Raw genomic sequence first — 15,654 nt, forward strand, 5'->3', positions numbered from 1 at the left:
CTCTAAAGGGGCAAAATAGGATAAAATCTTGGATTGTTTTGAGTGTCTTGTGGTTATTTTGCGAGATTTAGGGGGTATAGCTCAGCTGGGAGAGCGCTTGCATGGCATGCAAGAGGTCAGCGGTTCGATCCCGCTTATCTCCACCAAGAAATCCACCAAGACAATTACGTGGTTCCAGGTCCCCATCGTCTAGAGGCCTAGGACATCACCCTTTCACGGTGAGTACGGGGGTTCGAATCCCCCTGGGGACGCCAGTTTTCTGGTTGAAGTAAAGTGACATGAAGTAAATGCGTTGTAATTTGGAGCGGTAGTTCAGTTGGTTAGAATATCTGCCTGTCACGCAGAGGGTCGCGGGTTCGAGTCCCGTCCGTTCCGCCAAATACAATAAAAAAGCCCTTCTTAAAGGGCTTTTTTATATTCCATTTCTGAAAAATTACTTTTTATTGTCTGTCGGCGAAGCGCTTAAATAATTAGAGCTATCAGTTGCGTTCGAACTAGCACTGCCTGAAGAGGTATTGGCTTTAGAGGAGCCTGTACCGCCTGATGTAACTGCATTGGATGGGCTTGTCTTGGCTGTACTTGCTAAAGAGGTTGTAGATGATGTTGAAGATTTACTCGTACCGCTTGAAGTGGTCGTTGAACTACTGGTTGAAGAGCTTACAGAAGTAGTACTTTTACTAGCCGTATTCAAGGCGGCTGTTTTTGCAGCAGCTGCAGCTGTTTTTGCAGCAGCTGCAGCTCCAGCTGCTTTTGCCGCCGCAGCGGTTGCGGCTGCTTTAGCTGCTGCCTGTTGTTGGGCAAGTAAGGCTGCAGCAGAAGCCTTTTGGGCTGCAGTCTCTGTAACGGCTAATGCGCTGGAACCCATTGCTCCAATGAAAGCTACTAGTAATGCCGCAGATATAAATGAAATCGGTCTCATGATTGCTCCTAGTGCAAATTAGGCACTTCAAAATTGCCGCTTAGTCTTTCTAAGAGTATCAGAGTTTTAGCATGCACAGTACGAGCATCAAAAAGCTCATATTCCGCATCGCGAAATCGCAAAATTCCCTGGATGTTATTTTTGCTCATTTTGGCTTGGTTATAAGCCTTAGTGGCTGCCTCCAAACGCTCTTTTGCAGACTGGTATTGAAGATAGGTCTGATTAATCTCGGTCACGATTTTGGCCTTTGTTGCCATCAAGCTAACCTCAAGCTCAGCCTGGCTATTAGCAGCAGTGGTTACATCGGAATTCATCAGAAAACCATTACCCAGGGGGACGTTCAATAAAAAGCTAAAGGCTTGTTGAGTTCCATAGTTGATGCCGCTGGATGCATAAGAGGGGGTTTGGGTATAGTAAACGCCAGGTAAAAAATCAATATTTTTGCTTGCTTTGACCACCTCCAAATTGGCTGCTGCTGACTCAACAGCTGCCTGACCTGAAGCAATATCGGCTCGATTTTCTTGAGCTCGAGCAATTAAGTCTTCCACTTTAAAGTTTTTTGCTTCTATATTTAAGGTGCCAACCGGCATGATCAGTTCGGAGCCTGTCTTGCCAACAAAATTGGCCATGCCATAGGAGTAGTACTTCAAATCGTTTGCAAGAACCTTTTGTGCAGCAATAAACTCAGCAGCTTGAGTAGATCCGCTAGCGCGATATTGATTTAGCGCATCGATCGCCTCTTGGTAGGACTGCCATAAGAGTTTGGTGCGTAGTGCGTCTATATAGTTAAACATCGCTTCAGTTTCAATTGCTTTGCCCTCCGTAATCATCTCAGCCAATTTACGTTTGGCATCCGCTTGGGCTTGAGCTTCGCGTGCAGAGCGCTTTCCCCAACCTTCTATTGTGACCATGGCGCCCAAAGTGTTGGAGGCAGGGTTGGTATAACCAGCATATGGAGCCTGGGTATACATACTGCCGCGAGCATAGGTAAGAATCGGACTTAGATAGGGCATCCCAGCATCTTTAGCATTTGCGTCGGCAGAGGCAATATTCAGCCTGCGTATTTTGAGGTTGGCATTTTCTTCGTTTAGCTCGCTAAGATAGTTGCCTAAACTGACGCTTCTATACTGGGTATTGTCTACTTTGAAAGGCGGCAAGGACTGTGCTTGGACACCCGTTACAAAAAATGATGTGAATAGAAAGCTATAGATCGAGATAGAAATTTTTTTCATAATCAATTAACTTCTAGAACGATTTTTGATCACGAGATTAGCCGTGTCTACAGCAAGCCTATCAACGATCTTTTCTTTTTCAAGTGCCTGATTAATAAAATTATTGACCTCATTTGCAACCACTTCTCGTTCGTTATCCACAGTGATCATGTGGTAAGAATTACCAAGCCAAATCATTCGACAGGTTTCGGAGGAAATTCCCCTAAGGATTATTTCTGGATTCTTTGGCGATGCAGTTTCGTCATCAATCGCATGAATGATTAAAGCGTCTGCTGTTATTGAGCTGAGTTCTTTTTTAGTTGCCTTAATGAGCTCCAAGGACTGATAGAGGTGAACTGCAGGTAAATGGGCGGCGCCAAGCTCGCTCACACTATTAGCCATGACCGCTTTTCGGATATGGCGTCTTAATTCAAGGTTTTTGACGCCAAACGGCTCTCTTTCTTTGTAGTGCCAATTACGGATTCCCAACGCAAATACCAGGGCGAGGAAAGGGTGATACCAAGGGATTGCCCAGCCATCAAATATAAAAACAGGGGAAAGAGCAACCACGCTATGAGCTTTACTATTTCGTGCTGCAACCGCCAGAGCGAGCGTCGCGCCCATACTCAATCCAACAACAGAAACAGAGTTATGCGATTGGGCAAGGTCAGTAATAAATTGGTCTACGCTATCGATCCACTCTTGATAGTTTGAAAGGCCGGTATGGGCAGAGTAGCCATTGATCTTAGGTACTGTATAGGTGTGATTTGACTGTTTTAGGAGTCGGGGAATGACGCCCATTTCCAGCTCTGAACCGCAAAGGCCTGGCAATAAAACTACCGCATGGCCTGAATTACCTTGATAGAATGTCTCGTATCGGTCTGTTTGCTCGGCTATGGATGTCATTGAGTCGAATTAGATGCCTATTAATTAATTACGACATTATTACTTATGCAGATTAAGAATTCGAAACGGTGGGCTCATTCCGGGATCCAAGCGTATTTTTTTGCAATATTCGGCGTTTTTGTCGCATTTAGCATACGGTATAGCCTCCATGATTTCTTGCAAGGCAATATTCCAATGACCTTTTTTATCCTCAACACCATCATCATTGCCTTGTTTTATGGCTTCATCCCCAGCCTGTTGACGATTTTTCTTTCTGTACCAATTGCCTTTTTCTTCTTTGTACCGCCTTTTGATTCTTATGAAATGCCAACGCCACAAGACGGCTTTGTTTTTATTTCTTATATTTCGATCGCGTTTATCGCTGTTGCGATTGTGGAATGGCTCCAGCGAGAGCGTTACAAGGCTGTCCTGATCTCTAAAGTGAGTGATAGCAATTTCCGCCTTTTAACTCAAGCTAGCCTCTCCCTCAAAAAAGCACGCGAGCAGGAAGTACGCGATTAAAGGGGTTCAAACCTCGATATCTGGTAAATATTGGCAAATTCCGGTTTCCTATGGGAGAATATTGGGATGAAGTCTTTACTAGCGATCCTTATCGGTCTTTCTATGTCCATTGCAGCCCAAGCGGCCGGTTTTGGCTATGATCCCTTTGCTGGTAAATCGCCGACTTCTGCCGGAGGCAATTCCAGCGCCGTCCGTCCTTCAGGGCCTGCAAGTCAGCCTGTAAAACCTGCGCCCACTGCCCCGGTTACTCCTGGTGCCCAACCTGTGAAATCAAAGCAGGGACCCAATATTCCTACACCACCAGCCGCAAAGAATTAATTCATTTTATTAATCGTTTTACCAGGCTGAGATTGTGGTGCCTTAGTAGCCGCTAAATAGAGTGGCTCCACCGCAGGCATTAGGGCATTTAACTGCTCAATTCTGGTTTCGCCAGAAGGGTGGGTTGATAAAAACTCTGGTGGATTCTTGCCTTGCGTGGCCTTGAGCATCTTTTGCCATACGGTGATGGCTGCACGGGGGTTATAACCAGCTCGCGCGGCTAACTCGAGACCAATCGCATCTGCTTCAGACTCATTCTGTCGTGAATTAGGCAATACCAAAACGTATTGCGCAACCTGGTTAGCCGCGTTTATGCCTGAGGCGTAATTGGCTCCAGCAGCTGCAAGCGCAACATTAGTTACGGCATTTTGGGCCAAAGCTTCAGATAGGCGCTCACGACCATGCTCACGCAGAGCATGGGCCATCTCATGCCCCATGATGGCGGCAATTTCATCATCAGTTAAGTTGAGTTGATCAATTATCCCGGTATAAAAAGTGATCTTTCCTCCGGGGGCGCAACTTGCGTTGAGCGTATTGGACTGGATCAAACTTAACTGCCATTCCCAGCCCTTGGTATCGTCTCTAAAAACTGTCGTCTGGGGGATTAATCGATTCGCCACTTGTTTTAAGCGTTCGTAGGTCGGGCCAGTCGTTATCAGAATATTCTTTTCTTTCGCCTTTTTGTTTTGCTCTTCAAAGCTGATAGCTGATAGCTTATTTACATCAGCAGAAGACACCACCATAAATTGTGAGCGATTGATTCCGACAGCGCCTGGTTTAGTGGTATTGGCACATGCAGTAAGGCACGCAATAAAAATGAGGCTTATGAAAAGCCTCATGTGATTTCCCTGGAATGACATCTACTACAAATTATTTTTTGGATCGGGTAATGGAGGCGGCCATTGCATCGGTGTAGATAACCTTAACCTGTTCGCCTGCATTTACATCATTGAGTAGGGTGGGGTTGGTAACGCTAACCGTGGTCACTTTTCCGCTTGGTCCTTTTACAGTCACCAGCTTTTTTTCACGATCGACAGCAATAATATCGGCAATGATCGTAGTCTTATTGGTTAATTTCTCTGAGGGTTTATCACCCTTGGTCTCTGTCAAAGTACTGGTTTCTACTTTGCTACGGACGCCATCACTTTTTGTTTTAATTAATTCAATCGCAACCCCTAATTCGTAGGTCAGGCTGAGGTGGTCACCTTTTTTGAGTTGATTGAAGTTTTTCACTTCAGGGCCTGCTACAAACTTTGAGACACCATCTTTATTTTTAAAGGTAATCGTTCTAGTTTTGTAATTAATGCCAAGGACATCACCTTCAAAGAGTTGGTATTGATTCTGCGTGACTGCAGCATCAATAACCATCGGCTTATCGGCAGGAGTAGAGGTCTGACTGTACGCCAATGAAGCAACTAAGCAAGTTGAGGCTATTAAATAGGTGAGGGGATTCTGATACGTTTTCATAAAATTCCTCAAAAGGGAGAAGTCGGTACTTCTAGATCTTATCGCATTTTTAAATGAGCCCCTTTATCGGACACCCCTTTCTTTGATAAGATCAAATCTCTTTATTTCTACATTTTTGAAAGTCTTTATGATTCAGTTCGCTGCCAATCTCACTATGCTGTTCAACGAATTCCCATTTTTAGATCGGTTTGAACAGGCCTCCAAAGCAGGATTTAAGGCTGTAGAGTTTTTATTTCCCTACGGCATACCAGCCGAAGATATTAAGGCTAAGCTGGATCAATATCATTTAAAACTAGTTTTACATAACCTCCCGGCTGGTAATTGGGATGGCGGGGAGAGAGGTATTGCTTGTCTGCCAGATCGTATTGAAGAGTTCAAGACTGGTGTAGCAGAAGCAATTCGTTATGCGGGCATATTGGGTGTTGGTCAATTAAATTGCTTAGCTGGCAAAGTTCCCGCTGGCGTTGATCACAAGCTGCTACATCAAACTTTCGTAAACAATCTTCGTTTCGCAGCTGCTGAGCTCAAAAAGAATCACCTCAAATTACTCGTTGAACCAATCAATGAATACGATATCCCCGGCTTTTACTTGTGCAGCACTCAGCAAGCCATCAGCATTTTGGATGAGGTAGGGGCAGATAATCTTTTCCTTCAATACGATATCTATCATGCTCAACGCATGGAAGGAGAATTGGCCAATACCATCACAAAATACTTTCATCGGATTGCACACATGCAATTAGCTGACAACCCTGGGCGTAATGAGCCCGGCACTGGAGAAATCAATTACCCATTCTTATTTCGTTTTTTAGAAAAGATTGGCTACAAGGGTTGGGTTGGCTGTGAATACAAGCCAGCTACCGACACTTTAAGCGGTCTGAGTTGGATGACTAAGCAACTAAAGTAGTTTCAACATAGTTATTGCGTTGCACTAAAAAAACTATATATTTACTAGGTGTTTTCTCTAGGCATTGACCTAAATCAATAAACAATGCTGTACAAAGCCTATTTAATAGATATGCAGGGGAGTTTTTTACTCGAGCTGCATCTATGAAGAATAACAATAAGGCTTTTGCCTTTGATATAAATCTATTTAAAGTAAAGGGTTGTTTACATGAAAATTTATCAAGCGATTAATAAGGTGCCGGGTGGGTTGATGGTTGTGCCACTGTTTATCGGTATGCTCCTCAATACGTTTGCACCAAATGCCATGAAGATTGGTGGCTTTACTCAAGCGCTTACCAATCAAGGCTATCCAACCTTTTTAGCGATGTACCTCTTTACTGTGGGTACCAAAATGACCCTCAATGCAGCGCCAACGATGCTTAAGCGTGGCTTCGGCATCATGTTCGCAAAAGTGGGTATTGCAATCGTAGTTGCGCTCGGCATTGCCCACTTCTTTAATGGTGACATCATTGGTCTAACGACTCTAGCAGTATTAGCTGCTATGAACGATACCAATGGCGGCATGTTTCTAGCATTAACCAGCACTTTCGGGAATAAAGAGGATGCTGGAACCTATGTTCCTCAAAGTATTGAAACGGGCCCCTTCCTGACAATGTTGGTTTTGGTGGGCGCTGGCTTGGCCGTCATTCCTTGGTTGACTATGTTCTCTGTGATCGCACCAATTATTGCAGGAGCAATTCTGGGTAATCTTGATTCAGATTTGCGCGAGTTCTTTGGTAAACATGAGCCAATCATCATTCCTTTTATGGCCTTCACACTAGGGCAGGGTATTAATCTTTCAGCCGTAACAACGGCTGGTCTCCCCGGAATATTGCTTGGCCTCTCCGTTTTGGTCATTACAGGTATTGTTTGTATTCTTGCTGATCGCTTATTGGGTGGCTCTGGAGTTGCCGGTGCGGCAGCCTCAAGTACAGCAGGCAATGCGACCGGCACGCCCCAAGCAGTTGCGCTCGCGGATCCTACCTTTGCTGCGATTGCCCCAATCGCCACAATTCAGGTAGCGGCTTCTGTAATCGTCACAGCTGTTCTTACTCCAATTTTGACGGCATTTATTTACCGTCAAAATAAAAAGAAGGCTGAAACACAATAAGACTGGCTTTCTCGGTGTTTCATGAGCGCAAGACTAACTATCTTGCGCTTTTTTCATCCCGCTTGTGCAGCGATGGCACTAAAATACCCACCTAAAGCAGATTTTTTCCCACAAATTAGAAGAGGTTTCCAGAAATGAGCAATAAATTAAAGTTAGGCTTTGTTGGTCTAGGAATTATGGGCGCTCCTATGGCAGGGCATTTAATTAAAGCTGGGCATGATGTATTTGTTACTACGAGAAGTAAGGTTCCCGATGACATTGCTCAATCTGCTGCTACACAATGCAAAACACCCGCTGAAGTTGCTCAACATGCCGATATTATTTTTACGATGGTGCCCGATACACCTGATGTTGAAAAAGTCTTGTTTGGTGAACATGGTATTGCCTCTGGCCTATCTAAGGGCAAGATTGTTGTAGATATGAGTTCGATCTCACCAATTCAGACTAAGGAATTTGCCAAAAAGATTAATGCTTTAGGCTGTGATTACTTAGATGCCCCAGTATCCGGTGGTGAGGTTGGCGCTAAAAATGCAACGCTATCGATTATGGTTGGTGGTGATGAAAAAGTGTTTGAGCGCATTAAGCCAATTTTTGAGCTCATGGGTAAAAATATTAATCTAGTTGGCGGCAACGGTGATGGTCAAACCGCTAAGGTCGCCAATCAAATTATTGTTGCCTTGAACATCGAGGCAGTGGGCGAGGCGCTCTTATTTGCTGCTAAGGCGGGCGCTGATCCAGCAAAAGTTCGCCAAGCACTTATGGGTGGTTTTGCTAGCTCCAAAATTTTGGAAGTTCATGGCGAACGCATGGTCAAAAGAACATTTGATCCTGGCTTCAGAATTGAACTCCATCAAAAGGATTTAAACTTGGCCCTCAATAGCGCCAAGGAACTGGGTGTTTCACTGCCAAATACCGCTACTGCACAAGCTTTATTTAATTCTTGTGCTGCATATGGTGGTAAGGCGTGGGATCACTCAGCAATGGTTAAGGCCTTAGAGAAGCTCGCCAACTTCGAAATCGGTCAGAAAGCTTAATTAACCTGTTACTTGATAAGCGATGCCATCTACTCTGGTTGTCTATTTACATGGCTTTCGTTCATCGCCGAGGTCTAGCAAAGCCGTTATGACAGGGCAGGGGATTGAATTGATATCATCCCCTAGCCACCCTTATGAGTGGTATTGCCCACAACTACTGGCTTCACCAAAACTCAGTATGGACATGGTGACCAAGCATATCGATCACAGCAGCGCAGACCGATTGGTGATCATTGGCTCCTCTTTGGGTGGCTTTTATACCAACTACCTGGCAGAAAAATACCAAGCAAAAGCGATTGTTTTAAATCCTGCAGTCTATGCTGCCCGGGAATTGGCTCCCCATGTTGGAATGATGACAGCCTACGATAGTGATGAGCCTTTTGATTTTCGTCCTGAATACATTGATCAATTAAAGGCTCTGCAAGTGGATCATATTAGTCATCCGGATCGCTATTTTTTAATCGCAGCAAAGGGCGACGAGCTTTTGGATTGGCAAGAAATGGTTGATTTTTATCCAGGAGCAAGGCATCTTATTCTCGAGGGCAGCGACCATGGCATCTCTGAATATGCAGAGCATTTGCCTGAGGTTATACGCTTTATTGCCGCATAAACTTTCCTTTGGCCAGCTGTATTGCTTCGGTCATGATTCTTCGGTAAGATGAATCAAACGACTAGCGGCTAAAACGCCATAGTCTAGAAAGGAGAGGTTGTGCTGAGCATTTTGAAATTAGATGCTGGGGGTATCCCTCAGTGCTGGGTCAATGCAGAGGAAGCTACCAAACATTACGCTGATAACAGTGTGCTTTGGACCCTTGGCGACCCCATTCTAAAAATGCGTGGCGGAATCTCCCGTGCAACAGGGCTTCAATCTGTTATTGAGCTGCATTCGATCATCGCCGTAAAAGGTTCAGCAAAAATTAATCTCTTTGATGTCATTCCTGGCATCACCAAGCGAAAGTTATTCCGGCGCGATCGAGGTTTGTGCGCATACTGCGGGGAACGCATTCACGAGGGCGATGCGGAAGCAGAGCATATTGTTCCCAACAGTCGCGGCGGTAAATACTCTTGGATGAATTTGGTAATTTCTTGCCGGCCATGCAATCAAAGGAAGGGCAACCGGACACCTGAAAATGCAGGTATGAGCCTCCTTTATGCCCCCTATATGCCTAGCTTGTATGAGGACATGATCCTCAAGGGCAGGAATATTCTTGCCGATCAGATGGATTTTCTAGCAGCCAACTTACCTAAAAACAGCCGCTTATTAGATAGCTTGAAACGCGTAGGGGTCCACTGGGATTAAAAGCTAAGGTTTATTCCCATTATTGCCTCGGTCTACAAGGGCGCCCATCATTGAGTAGAGTGCCGCGCCCGAAGTCGATACAGCAAATAGTCCAGTAAAGGCGATAAAAATAGGGAGTATTTCCCATTTATTGCTCAAGTGATAATTTCCATATCCAACGGTGGTGTACATCTCTCCAGCAAAGAAGAACGTTTTAGCGCTGTCTGGTAAAACTTCAAAGGCCAGGCAAATATAAGTCCAGGTCATGATTTGTAATAAGTGGCTCAAAACAATCAGCATAACTGCCACGAAGTAAGCGACGAAATTACCCCCATAAATATGGCGATCCTTCATCTTTTTATCTAGATTGTGAAATACACCTGCTATAGCAAGAACAATGAAGCTATGAATGGCCAATGTCACCGCTGTAGCCAAAGCAATGATCCAGATATCGCTGTTGCCTGATTCTTGTACAACTTGGTTATAGACAGTTTTGAAGCTCTCAAGGGAGTGGAGTATTTCAATATTCATGGTTAAATATCTTATTTGACATAATAATGATTATACGCATAATGGATTGTGGCTCAATGATGAAACTAGGTCCTGGAACGCCCTGGATATGGCTCTTTATAAAGCTTTTGCCAGCGCGATATCAAGCCTTCTTCTATCCAAGGATGGTCATACTGTGCGGCCATATCAATCGCACTGTAGCCCAAAGAATTACGCATTCTTAAGTCAGCGCCTTGGTCAAGCAAGTATTTAACAACATATTCATTGCCAGACATGGCGGCCATCATTAATGGCGTACTCCCATTTGGGCTGACGGAATTAACGTCAGAACCATGCTGGACTAAATACTTGGCTACATCTAGTCGGCCTTTTGAACAGGCATACAGTAATGGATTCCATCCACTCTTATTTACAGCCGCTTTCTTGCTTTCAACAAGAGTCTTGACCATTTCCAGATCCCCATTAATTGAAGCCATCATCAGTGGGGTTTCGCCATAGGAATTGGCTTTGTTAACGTTAATTTCAGGGCTTGAGAGTAAATAATCGAACACTTTGAGCGACTTTTCTTTAACGGCCAATACCAGCATAGGATCGCCATAGGGATCCGTCGTATTGACGTTTACGCCCGCTTTAACAAGATCTTTAACCTCAGACAGATCATCAAACTTGGCCGCCTTAGTGAAATCCGCTATTTGAGACGGTGTTTGACTATTGGCTGCACCAACTAGGCAAAAACTAAGTGCGATAAGCGCATAAAATAACTTCAAGCGTATGTTCAAGAAAATGCCCTATCTATCTGAAAACATTCAAAAAAGTTATCATAAGTTTGTTTAGCGAGTCGCTCTACAGAAACCCCTTTTAAATCCGCCACAAACTCGCCCACTTGGGCAACCCATGCGGGCTCATTGGTCTTGCCGCGATATGGGACCGGTGCCAAATAAGGCGAGTCTGTCTCAATTAGCAATTTATCGAGCGGGACCTGACGACACGTCTCTTGGAGGTCTTTCGCGCTTTTAAAGGTCACAATCCCTGAAAAGGAGATAAAAAAGCCCATTTCCATGGCTGCTTGAGCTACTTCTAGGCTCTCAGTAAAGCAATGCATTACCCCGCCAATCTTGCTAGCGCCCTCCTCCTGGAGAATTCTGAGGGTATCAGCAGAGGCGGAGCGGGTATGGATGATTAGCGGGCGTTTAGAAGCTATGGCGGCCCTAATATGGGTTCTAAAACGCTCGCGTTGCCACTCCATAGATTCATAGCTGCGGTCGCCCATCCGGTAATAATCCAAGCCAGTTTCGCCAATAGCAACAATTTTGGGGTGTTTTGCAGTCTCTACTAAAAACTCAAAACTGGGCTCGGGCGTGTCTTCGTAGTCTGGATGGACTCCAACCGAGGCATAAAGATGAGTATGGTCCTCGGCCAACTTGAGTACTTTGGGGAAATCCGGCAAGTCGACCGAAACACACAATGCATGCTGGACATTGGCTTTCTCCATATTGCTTAAAACCTCAGGCAGTCTGGATTGAAACTCCGGGAAATCGAGATGGCAGTGTGAGTCTATGAACATAGACTGTGATTTTAATCTTCAAAGATCTGTTGATACTGAGAAAGCAAAGCTTCCAACTGAACCCGATTTGCCAAAGGGTGGTTTTCGTGACGACGAGTGATTGTCAAAAGTTTCCAAAAACGGAGTAATTTAGCTAGGCGGGCTTGCTTGCTCAAAGTGAGAATGCCTGGCTGATGCTTAGGAAAATAGCGAGCATTGCCCCCTTCTATAACTGCCAGCAGATCGGCAACCCATCGTTGTGCTGAAGTGAGCAAGGGTCCCATCGGTGATTTATGAATTTTTTCAGCAAGCTCTAAAGAATTAATACGGCTTCCTTGAGATAAGCCCTGTAGCAAAATTCTGGAGGCTTGTATCGCAATCGAGAGTTCATCTTTATCATCTTGATGGTATCTGGCAAGCAGAGAATTAAAAACTGAGAACGGTGCACCGCCCTGTTCGTCATAAATAGTTTGAAGCTCATCCTCGTTTAACTTTCCACCAGTTGCTTTGGACACTCGATCCTTTAACCACGATAAACCCGTTTCTCGATCAGGTCTTGGGGCTGCAATTAAACGACAGCGAGAGCGAATGGTAGGCAGCACTCTCTCAAGACGATCAGCCAGTAGAAGAAATATGGTCTGAGCAGGCGGCTCTTCAAGAGACTTTAGTAATGTATTAGCAGAGTCTGGGCGCAAGGACTCTAGGGGGTAAATTAGGATCACCCGATTACCACCGCGATGCGTTCCAATAGAGAGGCCTTCAATGGCTTTTCGAGCATCCTCAATTGCTATATTTTTCTTTTCTTTTTTATCGGATGCTTCTTCATCATCAGCACTTGCCGTTTTTTTCTTCGGCGCCTCCGCATCTAAATCTAAATCTGATTTGGGTAATCTTTTTTGATGGGTTTCAGGTGCGAGAGCAATGAAGTCGGGATGATTTCCAGAATCAAACCAATGACAGGCCTCACAAGCATTGCAGGGCTTAGAGGTGGCAGTCGATTCACAAAGTAGCGCCTTGGCTAATTCAATAGCAAATTCAAACTTACCGATACCAGACTGACCATGAACTAAAACGGCATGTGGAAAATTCTGCAGGTCCACACTATTCCATAAAGGCTCAAGCCAAGGCGGAATGCTAGGCGCGGCAATATCGGTAGATGAATTCAGCATCGGCTAGATTGGCAGTTTGAGTAGCTCTAGATCACGCCAAATGACCTCTTGCGTTTGGGTGGCATCAACAATATGAAAACGTTTCATATCATTCTTTGCCCGACGTAAGTACTCTTGACGTACACGTTCAAAGAAATCCAGGTCCATTTTTTCAAATTTATCTGGAGCTCGCACTTTGGAGCGTCGAGCCTCTGCAACGGATCCAGGTAGGTCAAAGAGAATCGTGAGATTCGGTTGCAAAATAGTCTGATCAGATTTACCTTGGACCCATTTCTCAAGCGTATTTAATTTATCAAGACTCAGACCTCGACCGCCGCCTTGGTAAGCAAAGCTCGCGTCTGTAAAACGATCAGAGATGACTATTTTCCCAGCCAATAAGGCGGGCTCAATGATTTGGATTAGGTGCTCACGCCGCGCCGCAAACATGAGTAATGCCTCGGTCTCTAGATTCATGGGGGCATTTAATAGCAGCTGACGCAATTGCTCCCCTAATGCTGTCCCGCCAGGCTCTCGAGTCAAAACAACTTCGCGATTAGGAAAACGTTCTTTCATCAGCTTAGCAAAAGCATCGATGTGTGTACTCTTGCCTGCCCCATCAATCCCTTCGAAGCTAATAAAATATCCCGGATTAGAAGTAGTCGTCATATTACTTAATGTTGTTGAATTGGGGATGTTTTCTTGCGCTGATATTGATCAACGGCTGATTCATGTTCGGAGAGGGTTGTAGAGAAATGGCTAGTGCCATCACCCCTTGCAACAAAAAAGAGTGCCTTGCTATCAGCAGGCGCAACGGCCGCAAGTAAAGACTCCTTACTTGGCATTGAAATTGGCGTGGGGGGTAAACCTATATGCATATAGGTATTGTAGGGACTGCTCCTGCTCAAGTCGGCTTTACGTAAATTTCCATCAAATTTAGGGCCTATACCGTAAATCACGGTCGGATCCGTCTGTAGCTTCATGCCTTGTTTAAGGCGGTTTAGAAATACTGCGGCAATTAAATTTCGATCGCTGGGCCTCCCGGTTTCTTTTTCGATGATGGAAGCCAATATGAGGAGCTCATAAGGTGTCTTCAGCGGGCTGTTGATAGTCTTTTCAGACCAGGCAGATAAAAGTTGTTTTTGCATTGCTTGAGCTGCTCGCTGATAAATCACGATATCAAGCTCCTCGGGATCAAAAACATAAGTATCTGGGAAAAATGCCCCCTCTAAACTGGGATAAGCCAAATGCAACTGAGCTAGTAACACTTTTGAACTCATGGATCGTGTTTGATGGATCAAAGCTGGATGCGCATCAATCAAAGCTCTGACTTGCCAAATGGTCATACCTGGAATAATGGCAACGCTCTCTTTGACACGATCCCCCCTAGCCATCTGCAATAAGATTCTTCCCAACCCTGCATCAAGTGGAAAAAGATAGGTGCCTGGCTTTAATCTTGAGCCCACAAATAGAGCTCGGGCACTAATTTGTAAAACTAAGGGGTTGACTGAAAGGCCCTGCTCCTGCATTTGCCTGGCAATATTACTAAGCCCAGATTTAGGCTGAATTTTGACTTTGTAGCCTGAGGTAGCTGCGAAATTTGAATTTGCTGGCACAACTGTGACGAGGAAGATGGCAGCATAGAAAATCATCAACAGGGCTGCACATGCGCCAAGCAGCCATAACACCCAGCTTGGCTGCTTTTTTAGGTTTAATAAATTCATTTTCTGAAATTTTTGACTCATCACGCTATGATAAAAGCGTGAACACAATTTCCACTACAAAAACACAAAACTCTGGCGCTTGGGAGTCTACCCCCCTATCAGGCTGGGGTCTTATCCTAGTGGAAGGTCCTGATTCAGAGCAGTTTCTCCAAAACCAGCTGACAAATACAGTTTTAGGTATGCAGTCTGTGAAAGATACTGAAGTCGCCCAGGGCAATAATCAAGTGCGCTTAGTTGGTTACTGCAGTCCTAAAGGGCGTCTATTGGCTAGCGCTTGGCTGGCTCTGCAAACATACCCAGTAGAGTCCAGTGAAGTGAAACGCTATTACTTATTTATCTCAAAAGATATTGCGGGGAGTACTGCAAAGCGTTTGGGCATGTATGTGTTGAGATCTAAAGTCAAAGTCACCGACGTCTCTGATCATTGGATGATTGAAGGCAAGCTCAATCAGGATGCACAAGCTCAATATCTTTCTGCCTCTGATGAAATAGCCTTGCAACTTCCAGAGCTAGGTGTTGAGAGCCGCAATACTCAGCGCATTGTTTCGGCTAAGCCAAAACAAGCGCATTACGACGCTACTCATAGTGAAGTCTTGGAGATTTGGAATGATCTTGAAGTTATTAGCGGCATTCCCAGAATTGTTCTGGCAACCCAAGAGCAGTTTGTGCCACAAATGATCAATTTTGAATCGGTTGATGGTGTGGATTTCAAAAAGGGTTGCTATCCAGGTCAAGAAATCGTTGCCAGAAGCCAATATCGTGGTGTGATTAAACGGCGCCTCCATTTGGCACACTTCCTAAGCGGGGATGCTGATGTTATTCATTGCGGCCCCGCTACAGAACTATTTCATGCAAGCGACCCAAATCAGCCGGCCGGCATGGTCGTACTCTCAGCAAAAAACCCATCCAACCCCAACAGAATTGACCTCCAAGTCGAGCTTAAGCTTGAGGCGCTCGAAAAAGGGGAAATTCATTTGGGAGGCGCAGATGGACCTGTGTTAAAAATAGATCCATTACCTTACCCATTGATTGAAATCTAAT

19 protein-coding genes and 3 tRNA genes are annotated in these 15,654 nt (G+C 44.9%); 12 read left to right on the plus strand and 10 right to left on the minus strand.

All coding sequences use genetic code 11. The features are described from left to right. The first annotated feature begins 70 nt into the window (after positions 1–70). The 4 genes from Pas1_RS04955 to Pas1_RS04970 all read left to right on the plus strand — a co-directional run bounded on the left by Pas1_RS04955 (position 71) and on the right by Pas1_RS04970 (position 941). Positions 71–146: transfer RNA gene (locus Pas1_RS04955), tRNA-Ala, on the plus strand. A gap of 32 nt (positions 147–178) precedes the next feature. Further along, positions 179–254: transfer RNA gene (locus Pas1_RS04960), tRNA-Glu, on the plus strand. 47 nt (positions 255–301) lie between these two features. Next, a tRNA-Asp gene (locus Pas1_RS04965) sits at positions 302–378 on the plus strand. 137 nt (positions 379–515) lie between these two features. Then, positions 516–941 (plus strand): hypothetical protein, encoded by a 426-nt coding sequence (locus Pas1_RS04970; RefSeq protein ID WP_112294666.1) that lies wholly within the window; start codon positions 516–518, stop codon positions 939–941. Here Pas1_RS04970 and Pas1_RS04975 read toward each other — a convergent pair. Then, a complete protein-coding gene (locus Pas1_RS04975) occupies positions 928–2,151 on the minus strand; it encodes a TolC family protein (RefSeq protein WP_112209209.1) in 1,224 nt (407 codons plus the stop codon). The genes Pas1_RS04970 and Pas1_RS04975 overlap by 14 nt on opposite strands. A 6-nt stretch (positions 2,152–2,157) precedes the next feature. Further along, the gene (locus Pas1_RS04980; protein ID WP_112294667.1) at positions 2,158–3,036 is read right to left on the minus strand and encodes an alpha/beta hydrolase; all 879 of its coding nucleotides are present in this window, start codon (positions 3,034–3,036) and stop codon (positions 2,158–2,160) included. 45 nt (positions 3,037–3,081) lie between these two features. Here Pas1_RS04980 and Pas1_RS04985 point away from each other — a divergent pair, with 45 nt between their 5' ends. Then, complete coding sequence (locus Pas1_RS04985) at positions 3,082–3,537, plus strand: DUF4118 domain-containing protein (RefSeq protein ID WP_112294668.1); 456 nt, start codon at positions 3,082–3,084, stop codon at positions 3,535–3,537. Positions 3,538–3,603: 66 nt separating this feature from the next. Next, on the plus strand, positions 3,604–3,855 hold the full coding sequence (locus Pas1_RS04990; protein WP_112294669.1) for a hypothetical protein: 252 nt from the start codon (positions 3,604–3,606) through the stop codon (positions 3,853–3,855). Here the strand turns inward: Pas1_RS04990 and Pas1_RS04995 are convergent. Together Pas1_RS04995 and Pas1_RS05000 are read right to left on the minus strand one after the other, a co-directional pair. Further along, a complete protein-coding gene (locus tag Pas1_RS04995) occupies positions 3,852–4,694 on the minus strand; it encodes a M48 family metallopeptidase (RefSeq protein ID WP_204881686.1) in 843 nt (280 codons plus the stop codon). The genes Pas1_RS04990 and Pas1_RS04995 overlap by 4 nt on opposite strands. Positions 4,695–4,725: 31 nt before the next feature. Beyond that, positions 4,726–5,322, minus strand: coding sequence for a hypothetical protein (locus Pas1_RS05000; protein ID WP_112203979.1), 597 nt, complete (start codon positions 5,320–5,322; stop codon positions 4,726–4,728). A 127-nt stretch (positions 5,323–5,449) separates the two neighbouring features. Here Pas1_RS05000 and hyi point away from each other — a divergent pair, with 127 nt between their 5' ends. The 5 genes from hyi to Pas1_RS05025 all read left to right on the plus strand — a co-directional run bounded on the left by hyi (position 5,450) and on the right by Pas1_RS05025 (position 9,712). Then, positions 5,450–6,229, plus strand: coding sequence for a hydroxypyruvate isomerase (hyi, locus tag Pas1_RS05005; protein WP_112294670.1), 780 nt, complete (start codon positions 5,450–5,452; stop codon positions 6,227–6,229). Between the two features lie 207 nt (positions 6,230–6,436). Further along, positions 6,437–7,378 carry a 2-keto-3-deoxygluconate permease gene (locus tag Pas1_RS05010; RefSeq protein WP_112203975.1) on the plus strand — a complete coding sequence of 314 codons (942 nt, stop codon included), beginning with the start codon at positions 6,437–6,439 and terminating at the stop codon, positions 7,376–7,378. Between the two features lie 134 nt (positions 7,379–7,512). Continuing rightward, complete coding sequence (glxR, locus tag Pas1_RS05015; RefSeq protein ID WP_112203973.1) at positions 7,513–8,412, plus strand: 2-hydroxy-3-oxopropionate reductase; 900 nt, start codon at positions 7,513–7,515, stop codon at positions 8,410–8,412. A 22-nt stretch (positions 8,413–8,434) separates the two neighbouring features. Next, a complete protein-coding gene (locus tag Pas1_RS05020) occupies positions 8,435–9,022 on the plus strand; it encodes a YqiA/YcfP family alpha/beta fold hydrolase (RefSeq protein ID WP_112203971.1) in 588 nt (195 codons plus the stop codon). Between the two features lie 99 nt (positions 9,023–9,121). Continuing rightward, the gene (locus Pas1_RS05025) at positions 9,122–9,712 is read left to right on the plus strand and encodes an HNH endonuclease (RefSeq protein ID WP_404824866.1); all 591 of its coding nucleotides are present in this window, start codon (positions 9,122–9,124) and stop codon (positions 9,710–9,712) included. A 3-nt stretch (positions 9,713–9,715) separates the two neighbouring features. Here the strand turns inward: Pas1_RS05025 and Pas1_RS05030 are convergent, their stop codons facing one another. The 6 genes from Pas1_RS05030 to mltG all read right to left on the minus strand — a co-directional run bounded on the left by Pas1_RS05030 (position 9,716) and on the right by mltG (position 14,634). Then, a complete protein-coding gene (locus tag Pas1_RS05030; protein ID WP_112203969.1) occupies positions 9,716–10,222 on the minus strand; it encodes an ion channel in 507 nt (168 codons plus the stop codon). 65 nt (positions 10,223–10,287) lie between these two features. Continuing rightward, positions 10,288–10,980 (minus strand): ankyrin repeat domain-containing protein, encoded by a 693-nt coding sequence (locus Pas1_RS05035; RefSeq protein ID WP_112294671.1) that lies wholly within the window; start codon positions 10,978–10,980, stop codon positions 10,288–10,290. Next, entirely contained in the window at positions 10,977–11,765 is a 789-nt protein-coding gene (locus tag Pas1_RS05040; protein WP_112294672.1) for a TatD family hydrolase, read from the minus strand. The genes Pas1_RS05035 and Pas1_RS05040 overlap by 4 nt, the downstream gene beginning before the upstream one ends. Positions 11,766–11,776: 11 nt before the next feature. Continuing rightward, the gene (locus tag Pas1_RS05045) at positions 11,777–12,913 is read right to left on the minus strand and encodes a DNA polymerase III subunit delta' (protein ID WP_112294673.1); all 1,137 of its coding nucleotides are present in this window, start codon (positions 12,911–12,913) and stop codon (positions 11,777–11,779) included. A 3-nt stretch (positions 12,914–12,916) separates the two neighbouring features. Further along, entirely contained in the window at positions 12,917–13,558 is a 642-nt protein-coding gene (gene tmk, locus Pas1_RS05050) for a dTMP kinase (protein WP_112294674.1), read from the minus strand. A 5-nt stretch (positions 13,559–13,563) separates the two neighbouring features. Further along, positions 13,564–14,634 (minus strand): endolytic transglycosylase MltG, encoded by a 1,071-nt coding sequence (gene mltG, locus Pas1_RS05055; protein ID WP_112295171.1) that lies wholly within the window; start codon positions 14,632–14,634, stop codon positions 13,564–13,566. Positions 14,635–14,651: 17 nt separating this feature from the next. Here mltG and ygfZ point away from each other — a divergent pair, with 17 nt between their 5' ends. Beyond that, a complete protein-coding gene (gene ygfZ, locus Pas1_RS05060) occupies positions 14,652–15,653 on the plus strand; it encodes a CAF17-like 4Fe-4S cluster assembly/insertion protein YgfZ (protein WP_225971583.1) in 1,002 nt (333 codons plus the stop codon). The last annotated feature ends 1 nt before the right edge of the window (position 15,654 follow it).

The sequence above is a fragment of the Polynucleobacter paneuropaeus genome, assembly GCF_003261235.1.
Taxonomy (GTDB): domain Bacteria; phylum Pseudomonadota; class Gammaproteobacteria; order Burkholderiales; family Burkholderiaceae; genus Polynucleobacter; species Polynucleobacter paneuropaeus.

Excerpts from the sequence above, each read along its gene's own strand:
- Pas1_RS04975 (WP_112209209.1), bottom strand. The coding sequence starts at position 2,151 with ATGAAAAAAATTTCTATCTCGATCTATAGCTTTCTATTCACATCATTT.
- Pas1_RS04980 (WP_112294667.1), bottom strand. The coding sequence starts at position 3,036 with ATGACATCCATAGCCGAGCAAACAGACCGATACGAGACATTCTATCAA.
- Pas1_RS04985 (WP_112294668.1), top strand. The coding sequence starts at position 3,082 with ATGCAGATTAAGAATTCGAAACGGTGGGCTCATTCCGGGATCCAAGCG.
- Pas1_RS04990 (WP_112294669.1), top strand. The coding sequence starts at position 3,604 with ATGAAGTCTTTACTAGCGATCCTTATCGGTCTTTCTATGTCCATTGCA.
- Pas1_RS04995 (WP_204881686.1), bottom strand. The coding sequence starts at position 4,694 with ATGAGGCTTTTCATAAGCCTCATTTTTATTGCGTGCCTTACTGCATGT.
- Pas1_RS05000 (WP_112203979.1), bottom strand. The coding sequence starts at position 5,322 with ATGAAAACGTATCAGAATCCCCTCACCTATTTAATAGCCTCAACTTGC.
- hyi (WP_112294670.1), top strand. The coding sequence starts at position 5,450 with ATGATTCAGTTCGCTGCCAATCTCACTATGCTGTTCAACGAATTCCCA.
- Pas1_RS05010 (WP_112203975.1), top strand. The coding sequence starts at position 6,437 with ATGAAAATTTATCAAGCGATTAATAAGGTGCCGGGTGGGTTGATGGTT.
- glxR (WP_112203973.1), top strand. The coding sequence starts at position 7,513 with ATGAGCAATAAATTAAAGTTAGGCTTTGTTGGTCTAGGAATTATGGGC.
- Pas1_RS05020 (WP_112203971.1), top strand. The coding sequence starts at position 8,435 with ATGCCATCTACTCTGGTTGTCTATTTACATGGCTTTCGTTCATCGCCG.
- Pas1_RS05030 (WP_112203969.1), bottom strand. The coding sequence starts at position 10,222 with ATGAATATTGAAATACTCCACTCCCTTGAGAGCTTCAAAACTGTCTAT.
- Pas1_RS05040 (WP_112294672.1), bottom strand. The coding sequence starts at position 11,765 with ATGTTCATAGACTCACACTGCCATCTCGATTTCCCGGAGTTTCAATCC.
- Pas1_RS05045 (WP_112294673.1), bottom strand. The coding sequence starts at position 12,913 with ATGCTGAATTCATCTACCGATATTGCCGCGCCTAGCATTCCGCCTTGG.
- tmk (WP_112294674.1), bottom strand. The coding sequence starts at position 13,558 with ATGACGACTACTTCTAATCCGGGATATTTTATTAGCTTCGAAGGGATT.
- mltG (WP_112295171.1), bottom strand. The coding sequence starts at position 14,634 with ATGAGTCAAAAATTTCAGAAAATGAATTTATTAAACCTAAAAAAGCAG.